Source organism: Rhizobium sp. RU20A, from assembly GCF_900155885.1.
Taxonomy (GTDB): domain Bacteria; phylum Pseudomonadota; class Alphaproteobacteria; order Rhizobiales; family Rhizobiaceae; genus RU20A.
The window spans coordinates 1,587,481-1,605,394 of record NZ_FTMB01000001.1; the positions used below are offsets into that span (position 1 = coordinate 1,587,481).

At 66.5% G+C, this 17,914-nt stretch carries 20 protein-coding genes, 1 tRNA gene and 1 riboswitch; of the genes, 11 read left to right on the top strand and 10 right to left on the bottom strand.

Going from position 1 to position 17,914, the window contains the following annotated elements; translation table 11 throughout:
- Positions 1–62: 62 nt before the first annotated feature.
- From thiD to F3H41_RS07660, 5 genes are read right to left on the bottom strand one after another with little or no spacing between them, the layout of a single operon-like run.
- Positions 63–917 (bottom strand): bifunctional hydroxymethylpyrimidine kinase/phosphomethylpyrimidine kinase, encoded by an 855-nt coding sequence (gene thiD, locus F3H41_RS07640; protein WP_149737959.1) that lies wholly within the window; start codon positions 915–917, stop codon positions 63–65.
- Complete coding sequence (gene thiE / locus F3H41_RS07645) at positions 914–1,642, bottom strand: thiamine phosphate synthase (protein WP_149737960.1); 729 nt, start codon at positions 1,640–1,642, stop codon at positions 914–916. The genes thiD and thiE overlap by 4 nt, the downstream gene beginning before the upstream one ends.
- Entirely contained in the window at positions 1,629–2,360 is a 732-nt protein-coding gene (locus F3H41_RS07650; RefSeq protein ID WP_149738265.1) for a hydroxyethylthiazole kinase, read from the bottom strand. Before F3H41_RS07650 ends, thiE begins: the two co-directional genes overlap by 14 nt.
- A gap of 38 nt (positions 2,361–2,398) precedes the next feature.
- Positions 2,399–3,364, bottom strand: a complete 966-nt coding sequence (locus F3H41_RS07655; protein WP_149737961.1) for an ABC transporter substrate-binding protein — start codon at positions 3,362–3,364, stop codon at positions 2,399–2,401.
- Entirely contained in the window at positions 3,361–4,185 is an 825-nt protein-coding gene (locus F3H41_RS07660) for an ABC transporter permease (RefSeq protein WP_149737962.1), read from the bottom strand. The genes F3H41_RS07655 and F3H41_RS07660 overlap by 4 nt, the downstream gene beginning before the upstream one ends.
- A 162-nt stretch (positions 4,186–4,347) precedes the next feature.
- Positions 4,348–4,450: riboswitch (TPP riboswitch) on the bottom strand.
- Positions 4,451–4,605: 155 nt separating this feature from the next.
- Between F3H41_RS07660 and F3H41_RS07665 the strand changes: the two genes are divergently transcribed.
- The 3 genes from F3H41_RS07665 (at position 4,606) to F3H41_RS07675 (ending at position 7,950) form a co-directional block, all read left to right on the top strand.
- On the top strand, positions 4,606–7,173 hold the full coding sequence (locus F3H41_RS07665) for a heavy metal translocating P-type ATPase (RefSeq protein ID WP_244616099.1): 2,568 nt from the start codon (positions 4,606–4,608) through the stop codon (positions 7,171–7,173).
- Positions 7,170–7,562 (top strand): Cu(I)-responsive transcriptional regulator, encoded by a 393-nt coding sequence (cueR, locus tag F3H41_RS07670; RefSeq protein ID WP_149737963.1) that lies wholly within the window; start codon positions 7,170–7,172, stop codon positions 7,560–7,562. Before F3H41_RS07665 ends, cueR begins: the two co-directional genes overlap by 4 nt.
- Positions 7,563–7,740: 178 nt before the next feature.
- The gene (locus F3H41_RS07675) at positions 7,741–7,950 is read left to right on the top strand and encodes a hypothetical protein (RefSeq protein WP_149737964.1); all 210 of its coding nucleotides are present in this window, start codon (positions 7,741–7,743) and stop codon (positions 7,948–7,950) included.
- Between the two features lie 107 nt (positions 7,951–8,057).
- Here F3H41_RS07675 and F3H41_RS07680 read toward each other — a convergent pair whose 3' ends face one another.
- Positions 8,058–8,495: a hypothetical protein gene (locus F3H41_RS07680; RefSeq protein WP_149737965.1), complete on the bottom strand. Its 438-nt coding sequence runs from the start codon at positions 8,493–8,495 to the stop codon at positions 8,058–8,060.
- A gap of 344 nt (positions 8,496–8,839) precedes the next feature.
- Between F3H41_RS07680 and F3H41_RS07685 the strand changes: the two genes are divergently transcribed.
- Positions 8,840–10,771, top strand: a complete 1,932-nt coding sequence (locus tag F3H41_RS07685) for a methyl-accepting chemotaxis protein (RefSeq protein WP_244616100.1) — start codon at positions 8,840–8,842, stop codon at positions 10,769–10,771.
- 225 nt (positions 10,772–10,996) lie between these two features.
- Positions 10,997–11,299, top strand: a complete 303-nt coding sequence (locus F3H41_RS07690) for a hypothetical protein (RefSeq protein ID WP_149737966.1) — start codon at positions 10,997–10,999, stop codon at positions 11,297–11,299.
- Between the two features lie 74 nt (positions 11,300–11,373).
- Here the strand turns inward: F3H41_RS07690 and F3H41_RS07695 are convergent.
- A tRNA-Leu gene (locus F3H41_RS07695) sits at positions 11,374–11,458 on the bottom strand.
- Positions 11,459–11,687: 229 nt separating this feature from the next.
- On the opposite strand from F3H41_RS07695, the gene F3H41_RS07700 reads away from it, so the two are divergent.
- The gene (locus F3H41_RS07700) at positions 11,688–12,275 is read left to right on the top strand and encodes a YqaA family protein (protein ID WP_149737967.1); all 588 of its coding nucleotides are present in this window, start codon (positions 11,688–11,690) and stop codon (positions 12,273–12,275) included.
- 57 nt (positions 12,276–12,332) lie between these two features.
- A complete protein-coding gene (locus tag F3H41_RS07705; RefSeq protein WP_149737968.1) occupies positions 12,333–12,839 on the top strand; it encodes a disulfide bond formation protein B in 507 nt (168 codons plus the stop codon).
- A 24-nt stretch (positions 12,840–12,863) separates the two neighbouring features.
- Here the strand turns inward: F3H41_RS07705 and F3H41_RS07710 are convergent, their stop codons facing one another.
- Positions 12,864–13,421 (bottom strand): HNH endonuclease, encoded by a 558-nt coding sequence (locus F3H41_RS07710; RefSeq protein WP_149737969.1) that lies wholly within the window; start codon positions 13,419–13,421, stop codon positions 12,864–12,866.
- A gap of 87 nt (positions 13,422–13,508) precedes the next feature.
- On the bottom strand, positions 13,509–14,171 hold the full coding sequence (locus F3H41_RS07715; protein ID WP_149738268.1) for a DNA-3-methyladenine glycosylase: 663 nt from the start codon (positions 14,169–14,171) through the stop codon (positions 13,509–13,511).
- Between the two features lie 96 nt (positions 14,172–14,267).
- Between F3H41_RS07715 and gluQRS the strand changes: the two genes are divergently transcribed.
- Complete coding sequence (gluQRS, locus tag F3H41_RS07720; RefSeq protein ID WP_244616101.1) at positions 14,268–15,158, top strand: tRNA glutamyl-Q(34) synthetase GluQRS; 891 nt, start codon at positions 14,268–14,270, stop codon at positions 15,156–15,158.
- Here the strand turns inward: gluQRS and F3H41_RS07725 are convergent.
- Complete coding sequence (locus F3H41_RS07725) at positions 15,126–16,070, bottom strand: YihY/virulence factor BrkB family protein (RefSeq protein WP_149737971.1); 945 nt, start codon at positions 16,068–16,070, stop codon at positions 15,126–15,128. The genes gluQRS and F3H41_RS07725 overlap by 33 nt on opposite strands.
- 139 nt (positions 16,071–16,209) lie before the next feature.
- Between F3H41_RS07725 and F3H41_RS07730 the strand changes: the two genes are divergently transcribed.
- Genes F3H41_RS07730 through F3H41_RS07740 form a run of 3 tightly spaced genes read left to right on the top strand, consistent with a single transcriptional unit; the run spans position 16,210 to position 17,909 of the window.
- Complete coding sequence (locus F3H41_RS07730; RefSeq protein WP_149737972.1) at positions 16,210–17,073, top strand: SDR family oxidoreductase; 864 nt, start codon at positions 16,210–16,212, stop codon at positions 17,071–17,073.
- Positions 17,074–17,093: 20 nt separating this feature from the next.
- The gene (locus F3H41_RS07735) at positions 17,094–17,297 is read left to right on the top strand and encodes a twin transmembrane helix small protein (protein WP_149737973.1); all 204 of its coding nucleotides are present in this window, start codon (positions 17,094–17,096) and stop codon (positions 17,295–17,297) included.
- Between the two features lie 39 nt (positions 17,298–17,336).
- Positions 17,337–17,909 carry a cob(I)yrinic acid a,c-diamide adenosyltransferase gene (locus F3H41_RS07740; protein ID WP_149737974.1) on the top strand — a complete coding sequence of 191 codons (573 nt, stop codon included), beginning with the start codon at positions 17,337–17,339 and terminating at the stop codon, positions 17,907–17,909.
- The last annotated feature ends 5 nt before the right edge of the window (positions 17,910–17,914 follow it).

Sequence of the window (17,914 nt, forward strand, 5' to 3'; positions counted from 1 at the left end):
CTCCCCTCTGGCTTTTATGGCATCCGGGCGCAGCACCGCTGCCGTCGTTCGCTGCTCCTGTCCTATCCCGCCAGTGAGCGGTGGTGTTGTCCATTGCCGTTTTCGCGCGCGGCTGCATCAGCTTCCCACCAGCCATGGAAATGATGCACCGGCCCGTGACCGCTGCCAACAGACAGATGCCGACCAGCCTCCAGCGCCGCCTGCAGATAGGTTTTCGCCTGCCGGACCGCCTCCGTCAGGCAAAGCCCGCGTGCCAGCCCGGCAGTGATCGCCGCCGCCAGCGTGCAGCCCGTGCCGTGATCGTTGAGCGTATCGACCCGCGGCGCCGTCAAGGTGAGGATGCCGTCCTGCTCTACAAGATAATCGACGCAGAGCGGCCCGTGCCCGTGCCCGCCCTTCATCAAGACGCTCGCAGCGCCGGCCGCCAGCAAGTGCGCGGCCTGGGCCCGCACGGCCTCGGGCGTTGCCGCGACGGACTGTCCCGTCAGGAGCGCGGCCTCCGGCAGGTTGGGCGTCACGACAGCCGCGCGCGGCAAGAGACGATCGATGAGGACGGCAATGGCATCTGGCCTCAGCAGCCGGTCGCCCGAGGTCGCGACCATGACGGGATCCACCACCACCGGCCCGGTGAAATCGCGCAGTCCGTCCGCGATCGCCTCGATCGTCTCGACGCGGGAAACCATGCCGATCTTCACGGCGCCGACATCGAGATCGGAAAACACCGCCTGCATCTGCGCCGCCACCATGTCAGGTGCGATATCGGCGACCGCGCTCACCCCGCGCGTATTCTGCGCGGTCACAGCCGTGATGACGCTGGCGCCGTAGACGCCGAGCGCCGAGAAGGTCTTGAGATCGGCCTGGATGCCGGCACCGCCGCCGCTGTCCGAGCCCGCAATGGTCAAGGCAATCGCCGTCATGCCGCTTCTCCCTTCAACGCATCATCCACCGCACCGCGCAGGGCCCGTGCCGCACCCGCCACATCCGCCGCGCCGAAAACCGCGGAAATCGCCGCAATGCCATCGGCACCGGCCAGCACCAGCGGCGGCACCCGTGCAGCCGTGATGCCGGCAATGGCCCCGACCGGAAGCTCCGGCCGCGCCGCGCGAATCATCGCCCGCATCTGCCGGAAGCCGTCGAGACCGACCGGCGGATCCGGATTGTGCTTGGAAAGCGTCTCGAACACGCCGCCAATGCAGGCATAGTCGACCGGCAACTGCCCGGCCGCGCGCGCCTCCGCCTCGCGCTTAACCGTCATGCCGATGATGGCGGAAGGGCCCAACAGGCGTCGTGCCGTCTCGATCTCCATGTCGTCAGCGCCGAGATGCACGCCATGGGCACCGGCCGCCAGCGCCACGTCCACACGGTCGTTGACGACGAGCGGCACGCCGGAGGCGGCGATGGCCCAGAGAATGGCCCGCGCATTGTCCACCATGCGCCGCGTCGACCCCGTCTTGTCGCGATACTGGAGGATGGTCGCCCCGCCGCTGACGGCGCGGGCCGCGAGCGCCGCAAGCCGCGCGCCACCCGCCTCGCCTTCTGCCTCGACGAGCCCGGCATCGAGAATGGGGTTCAGCCGGTAGTCGACGCGCCGGTTGCCAAAGCGTGCGTCTCGGTAGGCGCCAGCGTGATCATGTCCTGTCATCGAAAATCCTCGCATGGGTCAGAAGCTCGTCCGGCGAAAGCGTCGCCAGAACATCCAGAAAGGCGATGCCGAAGCTCGCCGGTCCGCGCACCCCCGGTGCGGCAAGCTCGGCGGCAACGCCGGTGGTCGAGAGCGCCGCGGCTGCGGCAAGCTGCGCATCCGGCTCGACGGCGAGGAAGGCCGCGATCACCGCGCCGGCAAGGCAGCCCGTGCCCGTCACCCCCGCCATGAGGCGATCGCCGTTTTCGATCCGCAGCGACCGGCGCGCCGTCACCAGCCGGTCCACCGGCCCGGTGGTGATCACGAGACCCGGCGCACAGGGGGCGCCCGCCTGAAGCCCGAGCGCCATCATTTCCGCCGCATTGCCGCGCACGGCGGCGGGGCCGAGCGCTGCCAGCGTTTGCGCGAAAGCGAGTCGCGACGGCGAGTAATCGCAGTGAACGGGATCGACGATCCACGGCTTGCTCTCCGTCCCGGCCACCTCGACCGCCAGCCCGATGGCGCGGCGGCGCGCGGCATCAAGCGTACCGAGATTGACGGCGAGGCTGTCGGCCCGCCGCACGAAGGCACCGACCTCCTCCTCCGACGCGGTCATGGAGGGAATGCCGCCAACGGCGGTCACGCCATCGGCAACGAATTTCTGCACCACCGTGTTCATCAGGCAATGCACGCGCGGCCGGCGCGTGCGCACCCGCTCGAGCAGCGTCGCCGCAACCATGGGATCGACGGGCACATCGACAGGGGCAAGCGCGATCGTCACCGGCCCACCTCCACGGCGATCTCCTCGACCGCCGGGGCAAGGTCGATCAGCCCGCTTTCCGCCATGAAGGCCCCGAAGCGGCGGTAGCGCGCCGTATCGAGTGCCGCCGGGCGCTTGGCAAAGCGCGGCAAAGTATCGGCAAAGGCCTGCCGGTTCAGCCTGTCATCGAGGTCGGGATAGGCCTTGAGGAAGGTGGCAAGCCCTTCCTCGGGGTGGTTGGTGAGGTCGATCGTCGCCTTTTCCACCGCCGCCAGGAAGCGCGGCAGGCGCGGATCGGAAAGCTTTGTTTTGTCGACGACATAGATCAGCTCGTCATAGGCGGGCACGCCGTGCTCTTCGGGATAGAAGGCCCGGCCCTCATGCCCCTCGATCGCCATCTGCGTCAGCTCGAAATTGCGAAAGCCGCCGACCGTGGCGTCCACCTTGCCGGCAATCAGCGAGGGGCTCAGCGCGAAATTGACGTTGACCATCGTCACGTCATCCGCCGTCAGCCCCTGATTGGCCAGCATGCGGCCCAGCAGCGCCGTCTCGAAGCCCGCGACGGAGTAGCCGACCGTCTTGCCCTTGAGGTCGGCGAGCGATTTGATCGGGCCATCTTTCAGAACCGTCAGCGTATTCAGCGGCGTTTCCACCAGCGTCCCGATCCGCATCAGCGGCAGGCCGGCGGCATGGTCGAGGTAAAGGTTTGGCTGGTAGTGGATGCCGATATCGGCCTCTCCGGCCGCCACGAGACGCGGCACCGAAGACGGGTCGGCCGGCGGCACGAGCGTCACATCGAGACCCTCGGCGGCGAAATAGCCCTTCTCTTTCGCGATCACCAGCGGTGCATGGTCGGGGTTCACGAACCATTCCAGCATCACCGTCAGTTTGTCGGCCGGCTTGTCGCTCGCATGCGCGCTCGCGGTAAGGGTGGAGAAAAGGGTCAGGGCGGCAGCAAGGGCGGTCGAGAGGCGGCGTGTCATGCGGTTTCCAGTCGGTGGGTTGGGGGATGGTGGGGTACCGGGCGTTGGGGTGCCGGACGGTGAACTGAAGGGGTGGAAAGCGTGTCGTCGCGCGCCCAGGGCGTCAGCCCGGCCGTCAGACGGTCCACGAGAAGACGAAGCGCCACGCTCATGGCGGCAACGAGGATGAGCGCGGCAAAGAGGGTCGCCGTCTGCATGCGGGCATTGGCCTGCACCATCAGGAAGCCGAGGCCGGAGGAGGCCCCGACCCATTCGCCGACAACGGCGGCGAGCGGGGCAAGCGGCGCGGCGATGCGAAGGCCGGAAACGAGCGCCGGAAGCGCCAGCGGCACCCGCAGCCGCAGCAGGACCTGCAGAGGCGAGGCAGGCGTCAGCGCGGCTGCATCGAGAAGCACGGGGTCGGTGCGCCTCAACCCATCGGCAAAGGCAGAGGCGACGGGGAAGAAGATGACGAGCGTCGCCATGGCGATCTTCGAGGCCAGACCGAAACCGAACCAGATGACGAGCAGCGGCGCGAGCGCGAAGACGGGCACCGCCTGCACCACCATCAGCACCGGCCAGGCAAAGCGCCCGAAGGCCGGAAATGCCGCAACGGCGAAGGCGGCGCCGGCGCCAAGCAGGCTGCCGATCACGAAACCCGCCACGGCCTCCAGCCCCGTCGCCCCGGCATGGGCAGCGAGCGACCCGCCCATGCGCGCAAAGACGGCGGCAACCTCGGCGGGCGCGGGCAACAGATAGGAGGGCGGCGCGGCGAGCGACACGACGGCCTGCCACAGGGCAAGCACGAGCGCGAGGCCGCCGAGGGCATCGGCCGGGCGCATGGCTCAGCGTGCCGTGAGGCTTCGCCGAGGGGTGTGGACGCACGCAGGCGCGGCGCAGAGGGCGCCCGGCGGTGCGCCAAAGGTGGAAACGTCAGCCATGGTCGATCTCCCGATTGTCATCACGGAGATCCAGGTGAAGCGGGGAATGGGAGAGGAGCAGCGCAAGCCGCCTTTTTCCGTTCCTACGCCGGTATGACCCGGATCAGGTTCAAGGGTCCGGCTCACCGCCATCTCAGCATCGTACGATGCCCCCCTCGGAATGACCGAAAGCATCGCGGCATTTTCGCCCCCTGTCAACACTCTCCGTCATGGCCTCTTGACCTTCCCATGATGGGAAGCCCTATCTCTGGAACACCGCCACCACAGATCGGGTTCGGATTGACGATTGCCAGCCGACCCGACGCGGGCAAGGAGACGACGATGGACGCGCACAACGCACACAGGCCGCAAACCGGCCCCACCGGAACACCGGGCCCGACGCTCGCGACCGATATTCCCGTTGAAGGCATGCACTGCGCCTCCTGCGCCGGCCGGGTGGAAAAGGCGATCCGGGCCGTGCCGGGTGTCGCGGATGCTGCCGTCAATATCGCCACCCACCGCGCCACGGTCCGCTTCGAGGAGGCGTCGGCCCTGCCCCTGGCCATGCCGGCCGTCATCACCGCCATTCAGTCCACCGGCTTCAAACCCGTGCTGGAAGAGCGCCGCTTTGCCGTCACCGGCCTGCATTGCGCCTCCTGCGTCGGTCGCACGGAAAAGGCCCTGCTCGCCGTGCCCGGCGTTGCCGCAGCCAGCGTCAATCTCGCCGCCGGCACCGCCTCGGTGTCCACGACGCCGGCGACGCCGCAGTCGGCCCTCGACGCCGCCGTCACGGCTGCCGGCTTCGGCACGCTGGCGCTGGAGAGCACGGCCGGCAAACCAGCGCCCGACCTCGATGCGCTGCGCCGCGCAGAAACGGCGGCACTCGGGCGCGATGTGGCGCTCGCCGCCCTTTTGACCCTGCCACTCTTCATCGTCGAAATGGGGGGGCACCTCTTCCCCACCTTCCACCACGCCCTTGCCGGATTGGTCGGCAATACGCCGTTGCGGATCGGCGAGTTCGTGCTGGCCACGCTGGTGCTCGCCCTTCCCGGCCGCGGCATTCTGATGCTTGGGCTGAAAAGCCTGCTGCGCCGTGCGCCGGAGATGAATGCGCTCGTTCTGCTCGGCGCCGGTTCCGCCTGGCTCTATTCGACCATCGCCACCTTCCTGCCGGGCCTGTTGCCCGAGGGCCGCGCCGATATCTATTTCGAGGCGGCGGCCGTGATCGTCACCCTCATTCTCGCCGGCCGCTATCTCGAGGCCCGCGCCCGGGGCCGGGCCGGCGACGCCATCCGTAAGCTCGCCGGCCTTGCCCCGAAGACCGCGCGCCTTCGCCGCGACGGCGCCGAGATCGACGTCGGCATCGAGACGGTGCGTCCCGGCGATATCGTCCTCATCCGCCCCGGTGAGCGCATCCCGGTCGATGGCACCGTCATCGAGGGACGCTCGCATGTGGACGAGGCCATGGTGACCGGCGAGCCCATGCCGACGGAGAAGACGCCCGAAAGCCCGGTGCTGGCTGGCACCGTCAATGGCACCGGCTCCTTCGCCTTCGAAGCGACGAAGGTGGGCGCCGATACGCTGCTGGCACAGATCGTCCGGCTGGTGGAAACGGCGCAGGGCGCCAAGCTGCCCATCCAGGCACTCGTCGATCGCATCACGGCCCGCTTCGTGCCGGCCGTGATGATGGCGGCGCTCGTCACCCTCGTCGCCTGGCTGGTGCTGGATCCGGCGGCCGGGCTGGGCGGCGCGCTCGTCAATGCCGTCGCCGTCCTCATCATTGCCTGTCCCTGCGCCATGGGGCTTGCCACACCCACCTCCATCATGGTCGCCACCGGCCGGGCCGCCGAACTCGGTATCCTCTTCCGCAAGGGCGATGCGCTGCAGCGCCTGCGCGATGTCGATGTCATCGCCTTCGACAAGACCGGCACGCTGACGGAGGGCCGCCCGGAACTGACCGACCTGTGGACGGTGCCCGGTTATGACCGCGCCAGCGTACTCGCCCTCGCCGCAAGCCTCGAAAGCGCCTCGGAACACCCCGTCGGCGCCGCCATCGTCGCCGCAGCGAAAGCGGAGGGCCTCGCCCTGTCACCGGCGTCAAACGTCACCACCGAGCCCGGCGCCGGGATCACCGGCACCGTCGAAGGCCATCAGCTCCGCGTCGGCACGGCAAGGGGGCTGGAAGCCCATGGCATCGACCTTTCTTCCGTCGCGCTGCAGGCCGAGGGCCTGGCGGGTGCCGGCCGCGCGCCGCTCTTCATCGCCCTTGACGGGCAGTTGGCTGCCATTGGCGCGGTCGCCGATCGCATCAAGCCGACGACCCCAGCCGCGCTGGCGGCGCTTCGCCATGCCGGCGTCAGGCTCGCCATGATCACCGGCGACAATCCGCAGACAGCCGCCAGGATCGCGGCCGATCTTCAGATCGAGCATGTCGTTGCCGGCGTGCTGCCCGGCGGCAAGGTGGACGCGCTGAAAGAATTGCGGGCAAAGCTCGGCGGTGACGGCCGCCCGAGCAACGGCAGGGGCGGCCGCATTGCCTTTGTCGGCGACGGCATCAACGATGCCCCGGCACTGGCCGCCGCCGACGTCGGTATCGCGCTTGGCACCGGCACCGACATTGCCATCGAAAGCGCCGATGTCGTGCTGATGGCCGGCGACCTCACTGCCGTCGTGCGGGCGCTGAAGCTGTCGCGTGCCACGATCCGTAACATTTGGGAAAACCTGTTCTGGGCCTTCGCCTACAATGTCGGGCTGATCCCCGTGGCCGCCGGTGCACTCTATCCTGTGACGGGTACGCTGCTGTCGCCCATGCTGGCCGCCGGCGCCATGGCACTCTCCAGCGCCTTTGTGGTGGGAAATGCCCTGCGCCTGCGCAGCTTCGGCACCGGAAATGATGAGATGGGTGCATGAACATCGGCGAAGCGGCACGGTTGAGCGGCCTCTCGGCCAAGATGATCCGCTATTACGAGGAGATCGGCCTGATCGTGCCGGATCGCACGCCGGGCTCCCAGTATCGGGTCTACGGCACGCATGATCTGCACCGCCTCGGCTTCATCCGTCGCGCCCGCGACCTCGGCTTTTCCGTCGAGCAGATGCGCACCCTGCTGGCGCTCTGGCAGGACCGCGACCGCGCCAGCGCCGACGTAAAGGCCGTCGCGCTCGCCCATATCGCCGAGCTCGAACGCAAACAGGCTGCCATTGCCGCCATGACGAAGACCTTGAAGGACCTCGTGTCCGCCTGCCATGGTGATGCACGCCCGGATTGTCCGATCATCGAAGACTTCGCCGCCGGGCCGTAGACGAAAAATCAAATCGTTTCGCATGTGCACAAAGTGAATTTTTCATCTAAAATGTAAGGTTAACAATTGGTTGATATTGCACTCACGCAAGTTTGTGACATGCTGCGCCGCATCACAAAACGCGCACGCTTCGGCAGAACCCGCCGGAAGGGAAGCGGCACACACAGGAGACGTAGAGATGCAGACGCAGTACGTGATTCTCGATCCGCTCGGCCCGCTCGCCGCCGATCCCACCGCGCTGGAAGGCCAGTTGATGGAATTCGGCATGGACCGTGAAGCCTTCTCGATCTCCCGCCGCAAGGACGGTCGTACGCGCCTGGAATTCTGGGAGCCCGATGGCAGCGAGGCTGAGCGTCTTCTCTCCCGCCTCGGCGGCCTGCCGGCCTGAGAGGCAGATGCTGCACACTTTCCGGTCGCGTCACACGTGAGGCCGCGCATCGCTTGGTCCGTTCGCGCACCAGCGCGGCCCGATCGGAGCGCATCGGGCGAGAGCTCCTACCGCAGCGTGCCGCTGACCAGCGCGCTGCGGATATAGGCCCGTTCCGCTTCACTGACCACTGTACCGGCAAGATGCGCCCGGCCCGCCGCCGTTAGCCTCAACACGCTTTCGCGCTGACGAACCTCGCGCACCGCCGCCCAGACAGAATAGGCCGTGCGCCGCTCCAGAACCACATATCCCCTGCGGATCAGCAGCCTCAGATCCGGCGTCAGGGGCGGTGAATCCTCGGCATTGACGACATAGCCATCCGGCCAGCGTGCGATGTTCCACAATAGCGCCACCAGCCGGCGGCTTTCGGGTGGCTGGGTATGGGGTGCGCGTTCACGTTTCTGCGGGCCGCGCCCTTCCCGCTTCGCCTCGCGCTCTGCGGCGACCCTCGCCTTCCACGTTTCCCGCGCCTGCTGCGCGATCGATATCCCCGCCAGACGTCCCATGCTTGCATCCCTTGCGTGTCATCCGGACACCTGGCCCGCAACGAGGATTGCTGCGGTATCCGGTAGCTTTAAAATCAGGGCGTTAACCCGACGTTCCAGACGCGCTGGCATCGAGAGACCCCTCTTGCCCCACAATGAGCCAGTCATTTCCGCGACGCTGTGACGTCGGGAACAGGGCCGGCACAGGGAAGAATGCAATCACAGACTGCGCGCCCTCAGGATTTATATAGCTGCGGAAAATCAACCTTTAGAAGAAAATAAACCAGCTATCTATCAGTAACAATTATTTAATCAGAAATATAAAAAATAAAAGAAATGAACATTTTCGCATGGCAGGAGGATCTATGCTGCGGCACATTCGTCTCGTTCCCAAAATTGTTGGCATGCTTGCCTTGCTGGGTGCTTGTGGCGTCGGCGGCGCCGTGGTCAGCGGCTTCCAGCTACAAGAGATCGATGCCAATTACTCGCACATGCTGGGGTCCAATCAGGAGAGCGTTCTCTATACCGTTCGCTCGAACCGGGCGACTCAGACCTTCCGCGCCACCGTGGCCGAGATGATCTTCACGAAGGATCAGGAACAGATCAACGATCTTCAGGCGCAGCAGGATTCTACACTTGCAGACATCGACAAATTCTTCACGAAGGCACTGGCGGCACTGCCGGATGACGCCGGCCTGAAGCAGTTGAAGACCGAAGCCCATCGCGTCGTGCACGACGTCTGTCTGCCGATCTCCAAGCGCGGAGGCGAAGCCACAACGGAGGCCGCGATCGCCGCCGTTGCCGCGGACTACTACAGCCAGTGTCAGCCGCAACTGGTGACCCTGACGAAGCTCTACGCAACGGAAACCAACCGGCTGGTCGAAGGTGCCAAGGCGCAGTCTGCCATTCTCACGGCCTCGGCCCGCTCGGCAACGATCTGGCTCGTGTCCTTCATGACCCTCGTCTCTGCCGCCTTTGTCACTCTGGCTGCTCTTCTGGTCAAGAAGGGCGTTACCGGTCCGATCGCCAACCTCAGGGAAACCATGAGCCGTCTGGCGGGCGGTGACCTGAGCGCGCCCGTCACGGATGCCGACCGTCGCGATGAAATCGGCGACATGGCCAAGACCGTGCAGATCTTCAAGGACAACGCCCTGCGCGCCGAAGAGCTGGAGGCGCAGGCCCGCCGCGAGCGCGACATGAGCGAAAGCGAACGTGCCCGCAACCGCGAACTGGAGCGCGACCGCGCCGAGAAGATGGCGACCGCCACCGGTGGCATCGACGAGGCGCTGAAGCATCTCGCCCGCGGCGACCTCACCTATCGCCTCGAACGCCCCTTCTCGGAGGAATTCGAGGGACTGCGCCAGAACTTCAACGCCGCCATCGCCCAGCTTACGGAAACGCTGCGCGCCGTCAGCACCGCCGCCGCCACCATCGACAGCGGCACGCAGGAGCTTTCCGTCTCCGCCAACGACCTGTCCAAGCGTACCGAACAGCAGGCCGCTGCCCTTGAGGAAACCGCCGCCGCGCTGGACGAGATCACCTCCAACGTCGCCTCCTCCACCAAGCGCACTGAGGAGGCCCGTCACAAGGCCGAGCAGGCCAACGAATCGGCCCGCCGCTCCGGCGCGATCATGACGGATGCCGTCAACGCCATGCAGCGCATCGAGAAGTCCTCCTCCGAGATCGGCAACATCATTTCGGTCATCGATGAGATCGCCTTCCAGACCAACCTGCTCGCCCTCAATGCCGGTGTCGAGGCCGCCCGCGCCGGCGAGGCCGGCAAGGGCTTTGCCGTGGTCGCCCAGGAAGTGCGCGAACTCGCCCAGCGCTCGGCCAAGGCTGCCAAGGAGATCAAGGACCTCATCAAGACCTCCGCCGACGAAGTGGCAACAGGCGTGCGCCTCGTCACCGAGACCGGCTCGGCCCTGCAGGTCATCGAAAGCCACGTCGTCGATATCAACGAGCAGCTGAACGCCATCGCCACGGCCGCCAAGGAACAGTCGGTCGGCCTCCTGCAGGTCAACACCGCCGTCAACCAGATGGACCAGTCGACCCAGCAGAACGCCGCCATGGTCGAGCAATCCACTGCCGCGAGCAGCGCGCTCGCGAACGAGGCGGATCGCCTGCGCAACCTTATCGGCCAGTTCCGCACCGACACCGGCGCAAGCGCCGGCCGCCCTGCGGCGACGGCGCCCACCTCCGCCGCGCGCCAGATGGTCACCCGCGTCGCGGAGGCCTTCACCCCGAAGAAACGTGCTGCCGGCGGCGGCAGCGCCGGCGGCTGGGACGAATTCTGATCTCGCCCACCGACTTTACTTCACGCAAAAGCGCGTCATCCGCAAAGGATGGCGCGCTTTGCTTTTGGAAAGTCGAAACAGCGCGCTCCCCTCTACGCAAGACGACATGAACGGGATGTAACGAAACGGACATGTCGGCGTAGGCTTGAGAGGCGCAATCTCCTCTCCTTGGCCCGTACGGCACGTGATCTTCCCCCGCCGACCGGCCTTTCAAGGAGCAGGACGATGTGGATCAACAGGAACAGCTTTGTCACCGCTGGTCTGGTTGTTTTGACAATTGCGGGTACCACAATTGCCGCGACCGGCCAGGCAGAAGCACGCAACAATTTCGGCCGCGGACTGGCCGCCGGCATCGCCGGCACGATCCTCGGCGGCGCCCTCATCGCCGGCGCCTCGCAACCGGCCTACGCGGCACCCCGCCCCGTCTACGGGCCACCGGTGGTGTACGAGCCCGCCTATCCCGTCTGCCACGTCGTCTGGCGGCAGGACGGCTACGGCGACATGTACCGCGCCCGCGTCTGCAATTGACGGGCGCCCGGCCGCACGGGAGAGGGTCTGGTTGCCCCGGTCCACGCTGGGGCTCTTGCTTGGAAGAAATCGGGTGGTGCCCCATGCCGGGATCGAACCAGCACTCCTTTCGGAACTCGATTTTGAGTCGAGCGCGTCTACCAGTTCCGCCAATGGGGCACGGAGGTAGCCGGGCTCGTTTACACGGGCGGCCAAAGGGCGGTCAACGGGATTTTTGGCCTGCGGGGTGCGATCAGCGTTGTCGCATTGCAGCAACGACCTTCGCATCCGCGTTAACGCCGTCGCGAAATTCCGGGGCCGCGGCCTTTTCGTCCGGGGCGTGGATGCAGTAGAACCAGCACATCTGCACCGCCTCTACCGGTGGTGCGCCCTTCCGGAAGCCTTTGCCATGCTGCGCCGCCTCTATGACTGGACCCTCTCGCTCGCCGCCAAGAAATCGGCGGAAGTCTGGCTGGCGGTCATCGCTTTCGTCGAAAGCTCGATCTTTCTCGTTCCGGCCGACGTGCTTTTTCTGCCGATGGCGCTGGCGCGACCGGGGCGCATCTGGCGCTATGCCCTCATCGCCACGGTCAGCTCCGTGCTGGGCGGCATTGCCGGCTGGTATCTCGGCCACTACGCCTATGAGGCCGTCGCCAAGCCGGTCCTTGCCTTCTACGGCAAGCTCGATGCCTTCGAGCAGCTGAAGAACTCGGTCGACTACGAAACGATCGTGCTTTTGCTGATCACCTCGGGCCTTGCGCATCTGCCGCCGATCAAGGTGGTCACGATCCTCTCCGGCGCGGTCAACATCAATCTCTGGCTCTTCGTTGCCACGGCCATCGTGGCGCGCGGCGCGCGCTTCTATCTTCTCGCCTGGCTGCTGCGCCGCTATGGGGAGAACATCCGCCACTTCATCGAAAAGCGGCTGGGCCTGATCGCCGGCCTCGTTTCCGCCGCACTCATCCTCCTCTTCGTCGGTTACCGCCTCGTCCAGTGACGGACGCGGCATGCTGAACGAGACCTACCGACGAGACGTGATCGAAAGCTCCTCACCATGATCGCCACCCGCCCCAGCGCCCCGGCCCTACTGCCCACCCTTCTCCTGACCCTCGGCATGGCCGTCACCGTCGGCACGGCATTGGGCTTCGAGCATCTCGGCGGATACATACCCTGTGCGCTCTGCCTCCTGCAGCGCGAGCCCTATTATTATGGCATCGGGGTTGGCATCGCGGCGCTGGCCGCCATCGGCTTCGGGGCGCCGCGCTGGATCGTGCGCCTGCTTCTCGCCGTGCTCGTCATCATGATGCTGGTCGGGGCCGGCATGGGCGTCTATCACGCGGGCGTCGAATGGGGCTTCTGGGAGGGACCCTCGAGCTGCGCCACGGGCGCCCAGGGTGTCTCCAGCAACGTCAACGATCTCCTTGGCGACCTCGACAGCAAGCACGGGCCTTCCTGCACGCAGGCGGCCTTGCGCGTGCTCGGCCTCTCCTTCGCCGGCTGGAACGTGATTGCAAGCGTCATCCTCGCCGCAATCGGTGGATATGCGCTGCGCAAGGCGTAAGCGCCCGGACGCTGCCGGCAAGCCTTACGGCTGCAGTTCCACATCCCAATAGAGATAGTCCATCCAGCTTTCGTGCAGATGGTTCGGCGGGAAGAGCCGGCCATTGTTGTGGAGGTCCTGCACCGTCGGCGGATAAGGCTTCTGGTTGGGGAACATGCCGGCCTGCTTCGGCAACTTGCCGCCCTTGCGCAGATTGCACGGCGAGCAGGCGGCAACGACATTCTCCCACGTCGTTTCGCCGCCGCAGCAGCGGGGGATGACGTGATCGAAGGTCAGGTCCTCCGTCGCGCCGCAATACTGGCACTCGAACTTGTCGCGCAGGAAGACGTTGAAGCGGGTGAAGGCCGGGTGGCGAGAGGGTTGCACGTAGCTCTTGAGGCACACGACACTCGGCAGGCGCATGGAAAAGCTTGGCGACGACACGGCCTGATCGTATTCGGCCAGGATTGTCACACGGTCAAGGAAGACCGCCTTGATCGCGTCCTGCCAGGACCACAGCGACAAGGGGTAATAACTCAGCGGCCGGAAGTCAGCGTTCAGAACGAGCGCCGGCAAGGCCTGCGGTGAGACTGCAATCGTCAAGCAACTTCTCCTGATCGATTCGGCATCTGCCCTTCTATATTAGGCGCGTCACGACAGGATTGTGAAGCGGAAACAAAAAGGGGTGCCTCACGCCTGTCCGCCGGCCGCCGCCCCCTCGCCTGCCGCGATGCCGCCGTGGCGCGCATAATAGGCCCAGAACAGCCGGGCCGCCACACTGCGAAACGGCGCCCAGAGCGCAGACTGCGCGCGGGTCGCGGCAATATCCGGGCGGGGGTCAAGACAGAAGGCGCGGCCAAGCGCCGCACGCAGCGCCACATCGCCAGCCGGGAAAATGTCGGGGTGGCCGACATGGACGAGGAGATAGACCTCCGCCGTCCAGGCACCTATCCCCGGCAGCGCCGTCAGAGTCGCGATGGCCGATTCGCCCGGAAGATGCCCGACAGCCTGAAGATCGAGCGCGCCGGAAAGGCAGGCCGCCGCCGCGCCCCTCAGCGCCCGCGCCTTCGCGTGCGAAAGGCCGGCGGCCCGGCAGGCAACGTCGTCCAGGCCGGCCATGACCTCCGGCGTAAGGTCTTGGGCCGGCGGGGCGAGACGCGCCCAGATGGCCGCCGCACTCGCCTTCGACACCATCTGCCCGACGATCACCTCCGCCAGCCCCGCAAAGCCCGGCGGCCCGCGCCGCAGCGGCACCGGCCCTGTCGCGGCGATGATCGGCACGAGGCGTGGATCGAGGCCGCCAAGCGCCGTCAGCCCCGCGGCGATGTCGCCCTCGGTCTCGATCGGCCGCAAGCCGCTCCAGTCGTGCTCTGCCATGCGTTCTTCCCCACCGTCCAGGGCGCGATGGCGCCCGGCCCGAATTCATGGCAGAAGGCCAACAGGATCGCCATGACACAGCAACCCGTTTTCCGTTTCGCGCCGAGCCCGAATGGCCGGCTGCACCTCGGCCACGCCCTCTCCGCCCTCCTCAATGACGAGATGGCGCGAAGGGTCGGCGGCGCCTTTCTGCTGCGCATCGAGGATATCGACCAGACCCGCGCCCGGCCGGAATTCGAGGCTGGGATCATCGAGGATCTCGACTGGCTTGGCCTCACCTTTCCCGAACGACCGCGCCGCCAGTCCGAGCATCTGCCGGCCTACCGCAACGCGCTCGACCGCCTCGCGGCGATGGGCCTCGTCTACCCCTCCACCCTCAGCCGCGCCGAAATACGCGCCGCCGTCGCCGCAGCGGAGACGAAGACCGGCCAGCCCTGGCCGCGCGACCCGGACGGCGCACCGCTCTACCCCGGCACCGAGCGGGACTTTTCCACTGCTGCCCGCGCCGAGATCGTGCAGGCAGACAAGCCCTTCTCCTGGCGGCTCGACATGGCGCGCGCTATCGCCGCCACCGCCCGTCCGCTGACCTGGCTGGAGACGGGCGCCGGTCATGCAGGGGAAACCGGCGTGGTCACGGCCGATCCCGCCGCCTGGGGCGATGTCATCCTCTCCCGCTCGGATGCGCCGTCGAGCTACCATCTGTCGGTGACCGTCGACGACGCCGAGCAGGGCGTCACGCATGTGGTGCGTGGCCGCGACCTCTTTCACGCAACAAGCGTGCATCGCCTCATCCAGACGCTGCTCGGCCTGCCGGTGCCCGTCTACCACCACCACCGCCTTATCCTCGGTCCCGACGGCCGGAAGCTCTCCAAGAGCAACGGCGATACGGCGATTGCAGCCTATCGGGAAGCCGGCATGGAAGCGCAGGCGTTACGTGCGCTGGTTCTGGGCGATCAGGGCTGACGCCTCCGCATCGCTGACGGCGCTTTCATCCACATGCCCCGCCTCCCGGCGATTGCGCCAGTGCTGGATCACCATGCGCTTGACCTTGTACTTCATGATCGCCGCATTGATCTCCGCACCGATGATGAACATGGCACCGATCATGTAGAGGAAGACCAGCGCGATCATGATCGAGGCCAGCCCCGCATAGGTGGAGGCGTAGGTCGCGAAACTCGAGAGATAGACGGCAAAGCCATAGGCACCGACCGTCCAGAAGATCATCGTCAGCAGGATGCCCGGCAGGACGTCGGCGATCTTGCGCCGTCCGGCGGGCAGGTAGAGATGGCAGATGGCGAGCGCCATCAGCAGGATCACCAGCACGCCGAGAAAACCCCAGTCGTCGATGATCGCCAGCACGCCGCTGAGGAAGGGAAGCCACTCGCCGGCAAAGCGCAGGGCGAGCGGAACGGCGACGAGGAGGATGCTGATCAGGGCGAGCGCCACGACGCCGGCGAGCACGAAACCGATGCTGACGACGCGGGTGCGATACCAGGGCCGTTCCTCCGTCACGCGATAGGCGCGGTTGAGCGAGACGCGCAGCGCCTCGACGCCGTTGGACGCAAAATAGGCGGCGGCCAGCACCGAGATCGTCAAGAGCCCGCCGCGCGGCGTCGTCAGCACCGCCACCACCTCGCGGGAGATGGGCGCCGCGATCGATTCCGGCCAGGTGTCGAAAATCACGTGAACGGCGGTTTGCGCGAACTGGTCGGCGCCGAGGAAAGAGCCGAGCGCGGTGCCGAAGATGAGAAACGGAAAGAGCGCGAGAAGGCTTGAGAGCGCCACATGGCTCGCCATGGCCCAGCCGTCGTCCTCGGAAAAGTGCCAGACGGCGTCGAAGACCACCTTCCATGCCACGCCGAGCGCGTTGCGCATCCTCTTTCGCCCCGTCTTAGCTCCGCCCACGATGCTGCGGAGCAATTGTAACCTTGGCTGGAATATGGGAAACGGGACCGGAAATTCCACCGGCACCGCCGAGATTCCCTCCTCACGACGCTGTCAGAAAGGCACGGCCATGGCCGAGACGAGCGCGCCGCCGAAGGCCGGCAACGGCGCACCGAGCATCCTCATCACCGGCTGCTCCACCGGCATTGGCGCCTACTGCGCCCGGGCGCTGAAGGCCGAAGGATGGCAGGTTTTCGCGACCGTGCGCCGCGAGGAAGATCGCGCCGGCCTTGAGGCCGACGGCATCGAAACCCATATCATGGACTACACGCAGCACGACACGATCGCCGCGTTGGTTAAGGCCGTGCTTGAAAAGACCGGTGGGCGGCTCGACGCACTCTTCAACAACGGTGCCTATGGCCAGGCTGGCGCCGTCGAAGACCTGCCGACAGAGGCACTGCGGCTGCAGCTCGAGACCAACGTCATCGGCTGGCACGACCTGACACGGCGTATCATCCCCGTCATGCGCCGGCAGGGACACGGCCGCATCGTACAATGCTCATCCATCCTCGGCATCGTGCCGTATAGGTGGAGAGGCGCCTACAACGCCTCGAAATTCGCCCTTGAAGGACTGACATTGACCATGCGCATGGAGCTTGCCGGCACCGGCATCGAGGTGAGCCTCATCGAGCCCGGACCGATCGAGTCCCGCTTCATGGCCAATGCGCTTGTCCATATCGAGCGGCACATCGACATCAAGGGCTCGGTGCACGCCGCCGAATACGACCGCCAGCTTCGCAGGCTGAAGGGCACAAGCGGCCCCGCGACGGGCAAGCTCGGGCCGGAAGCGGTGCATGCGGTGCTGAAGAAGGCGCTGACGGCACCCCGCCCGAAGGCACACTACATCGTCACGACGCCCGCACGCCAGGGCGCCCTCCTGAAGAAGCTGCTGCCGGCAGACCTCTTCTATCGCTTCATCGGCCGGCTCGGCTGATCGTCTGAAAGGGAAGTCCCATGTCCAGTTTTCTCACAGGCCTCACGCTGCTCGTCATGGGCCTCGTGGTCATCGTGCTCGTGCGCGGCCTCGTCAACATGGCCAAGGGCGGCAGCGGCAACACCTCGAACAAGCTGATGCAGGCCCGCGTCGCCCTTCAGGCCCTCGCCATCGTGCTCATCATGCTGGTCCTGTGGATCACCGGCGGCGGACGCCCGGCATAATCGCCGGCATAATCGAGAGACATCAGGAACGACACAGGCATGGTCAAGCTCAACAAGATCTACACCCGCACCGGCGATGACGGCACCACAGGCCTCGTTTCCGGGCCGCGCCGGCGCAAGGACGACCTGCGCATCGAGGCCTACGGCACCGTCGACGAACTGAACAGCGTCATCGGCATGGCCCGGCTGTCGACGGCAGATCATCCCGAGATCGAGGCGATGCTGTCGGCGATCCAGAACGACCTCTTCGATCTCGGCGCCGACCTCGCGACCCCCGACACGGATGAACCGCCGGCCTGGGAACCGCTGCGCATCGTCCAGCCGCAGGTGGACCGCCTCGAGGCGGAGATCGACCGGCTCAACGCCGAGTTGGAACCGCTCACCTCCTTCGTCCTGCCGGCCGGCAACCCGCTCTCGACCGCGCTGCATCTGGCCCGCACCATCGCGCGGCGCGCCGAGCGGCACATGGTGGCGCTCGCCGCGCACGAAACGGTGGGCGCACCCGCCATTGCCTATGTCAACCGCCTCTCCGACCTGCTCTTCGTCGCCGCCCGCACCGCCAATGACCGGGGGCGCACCGACGTGCTATGGGTGCCCGGCAAGAACCGCTGAGCAAC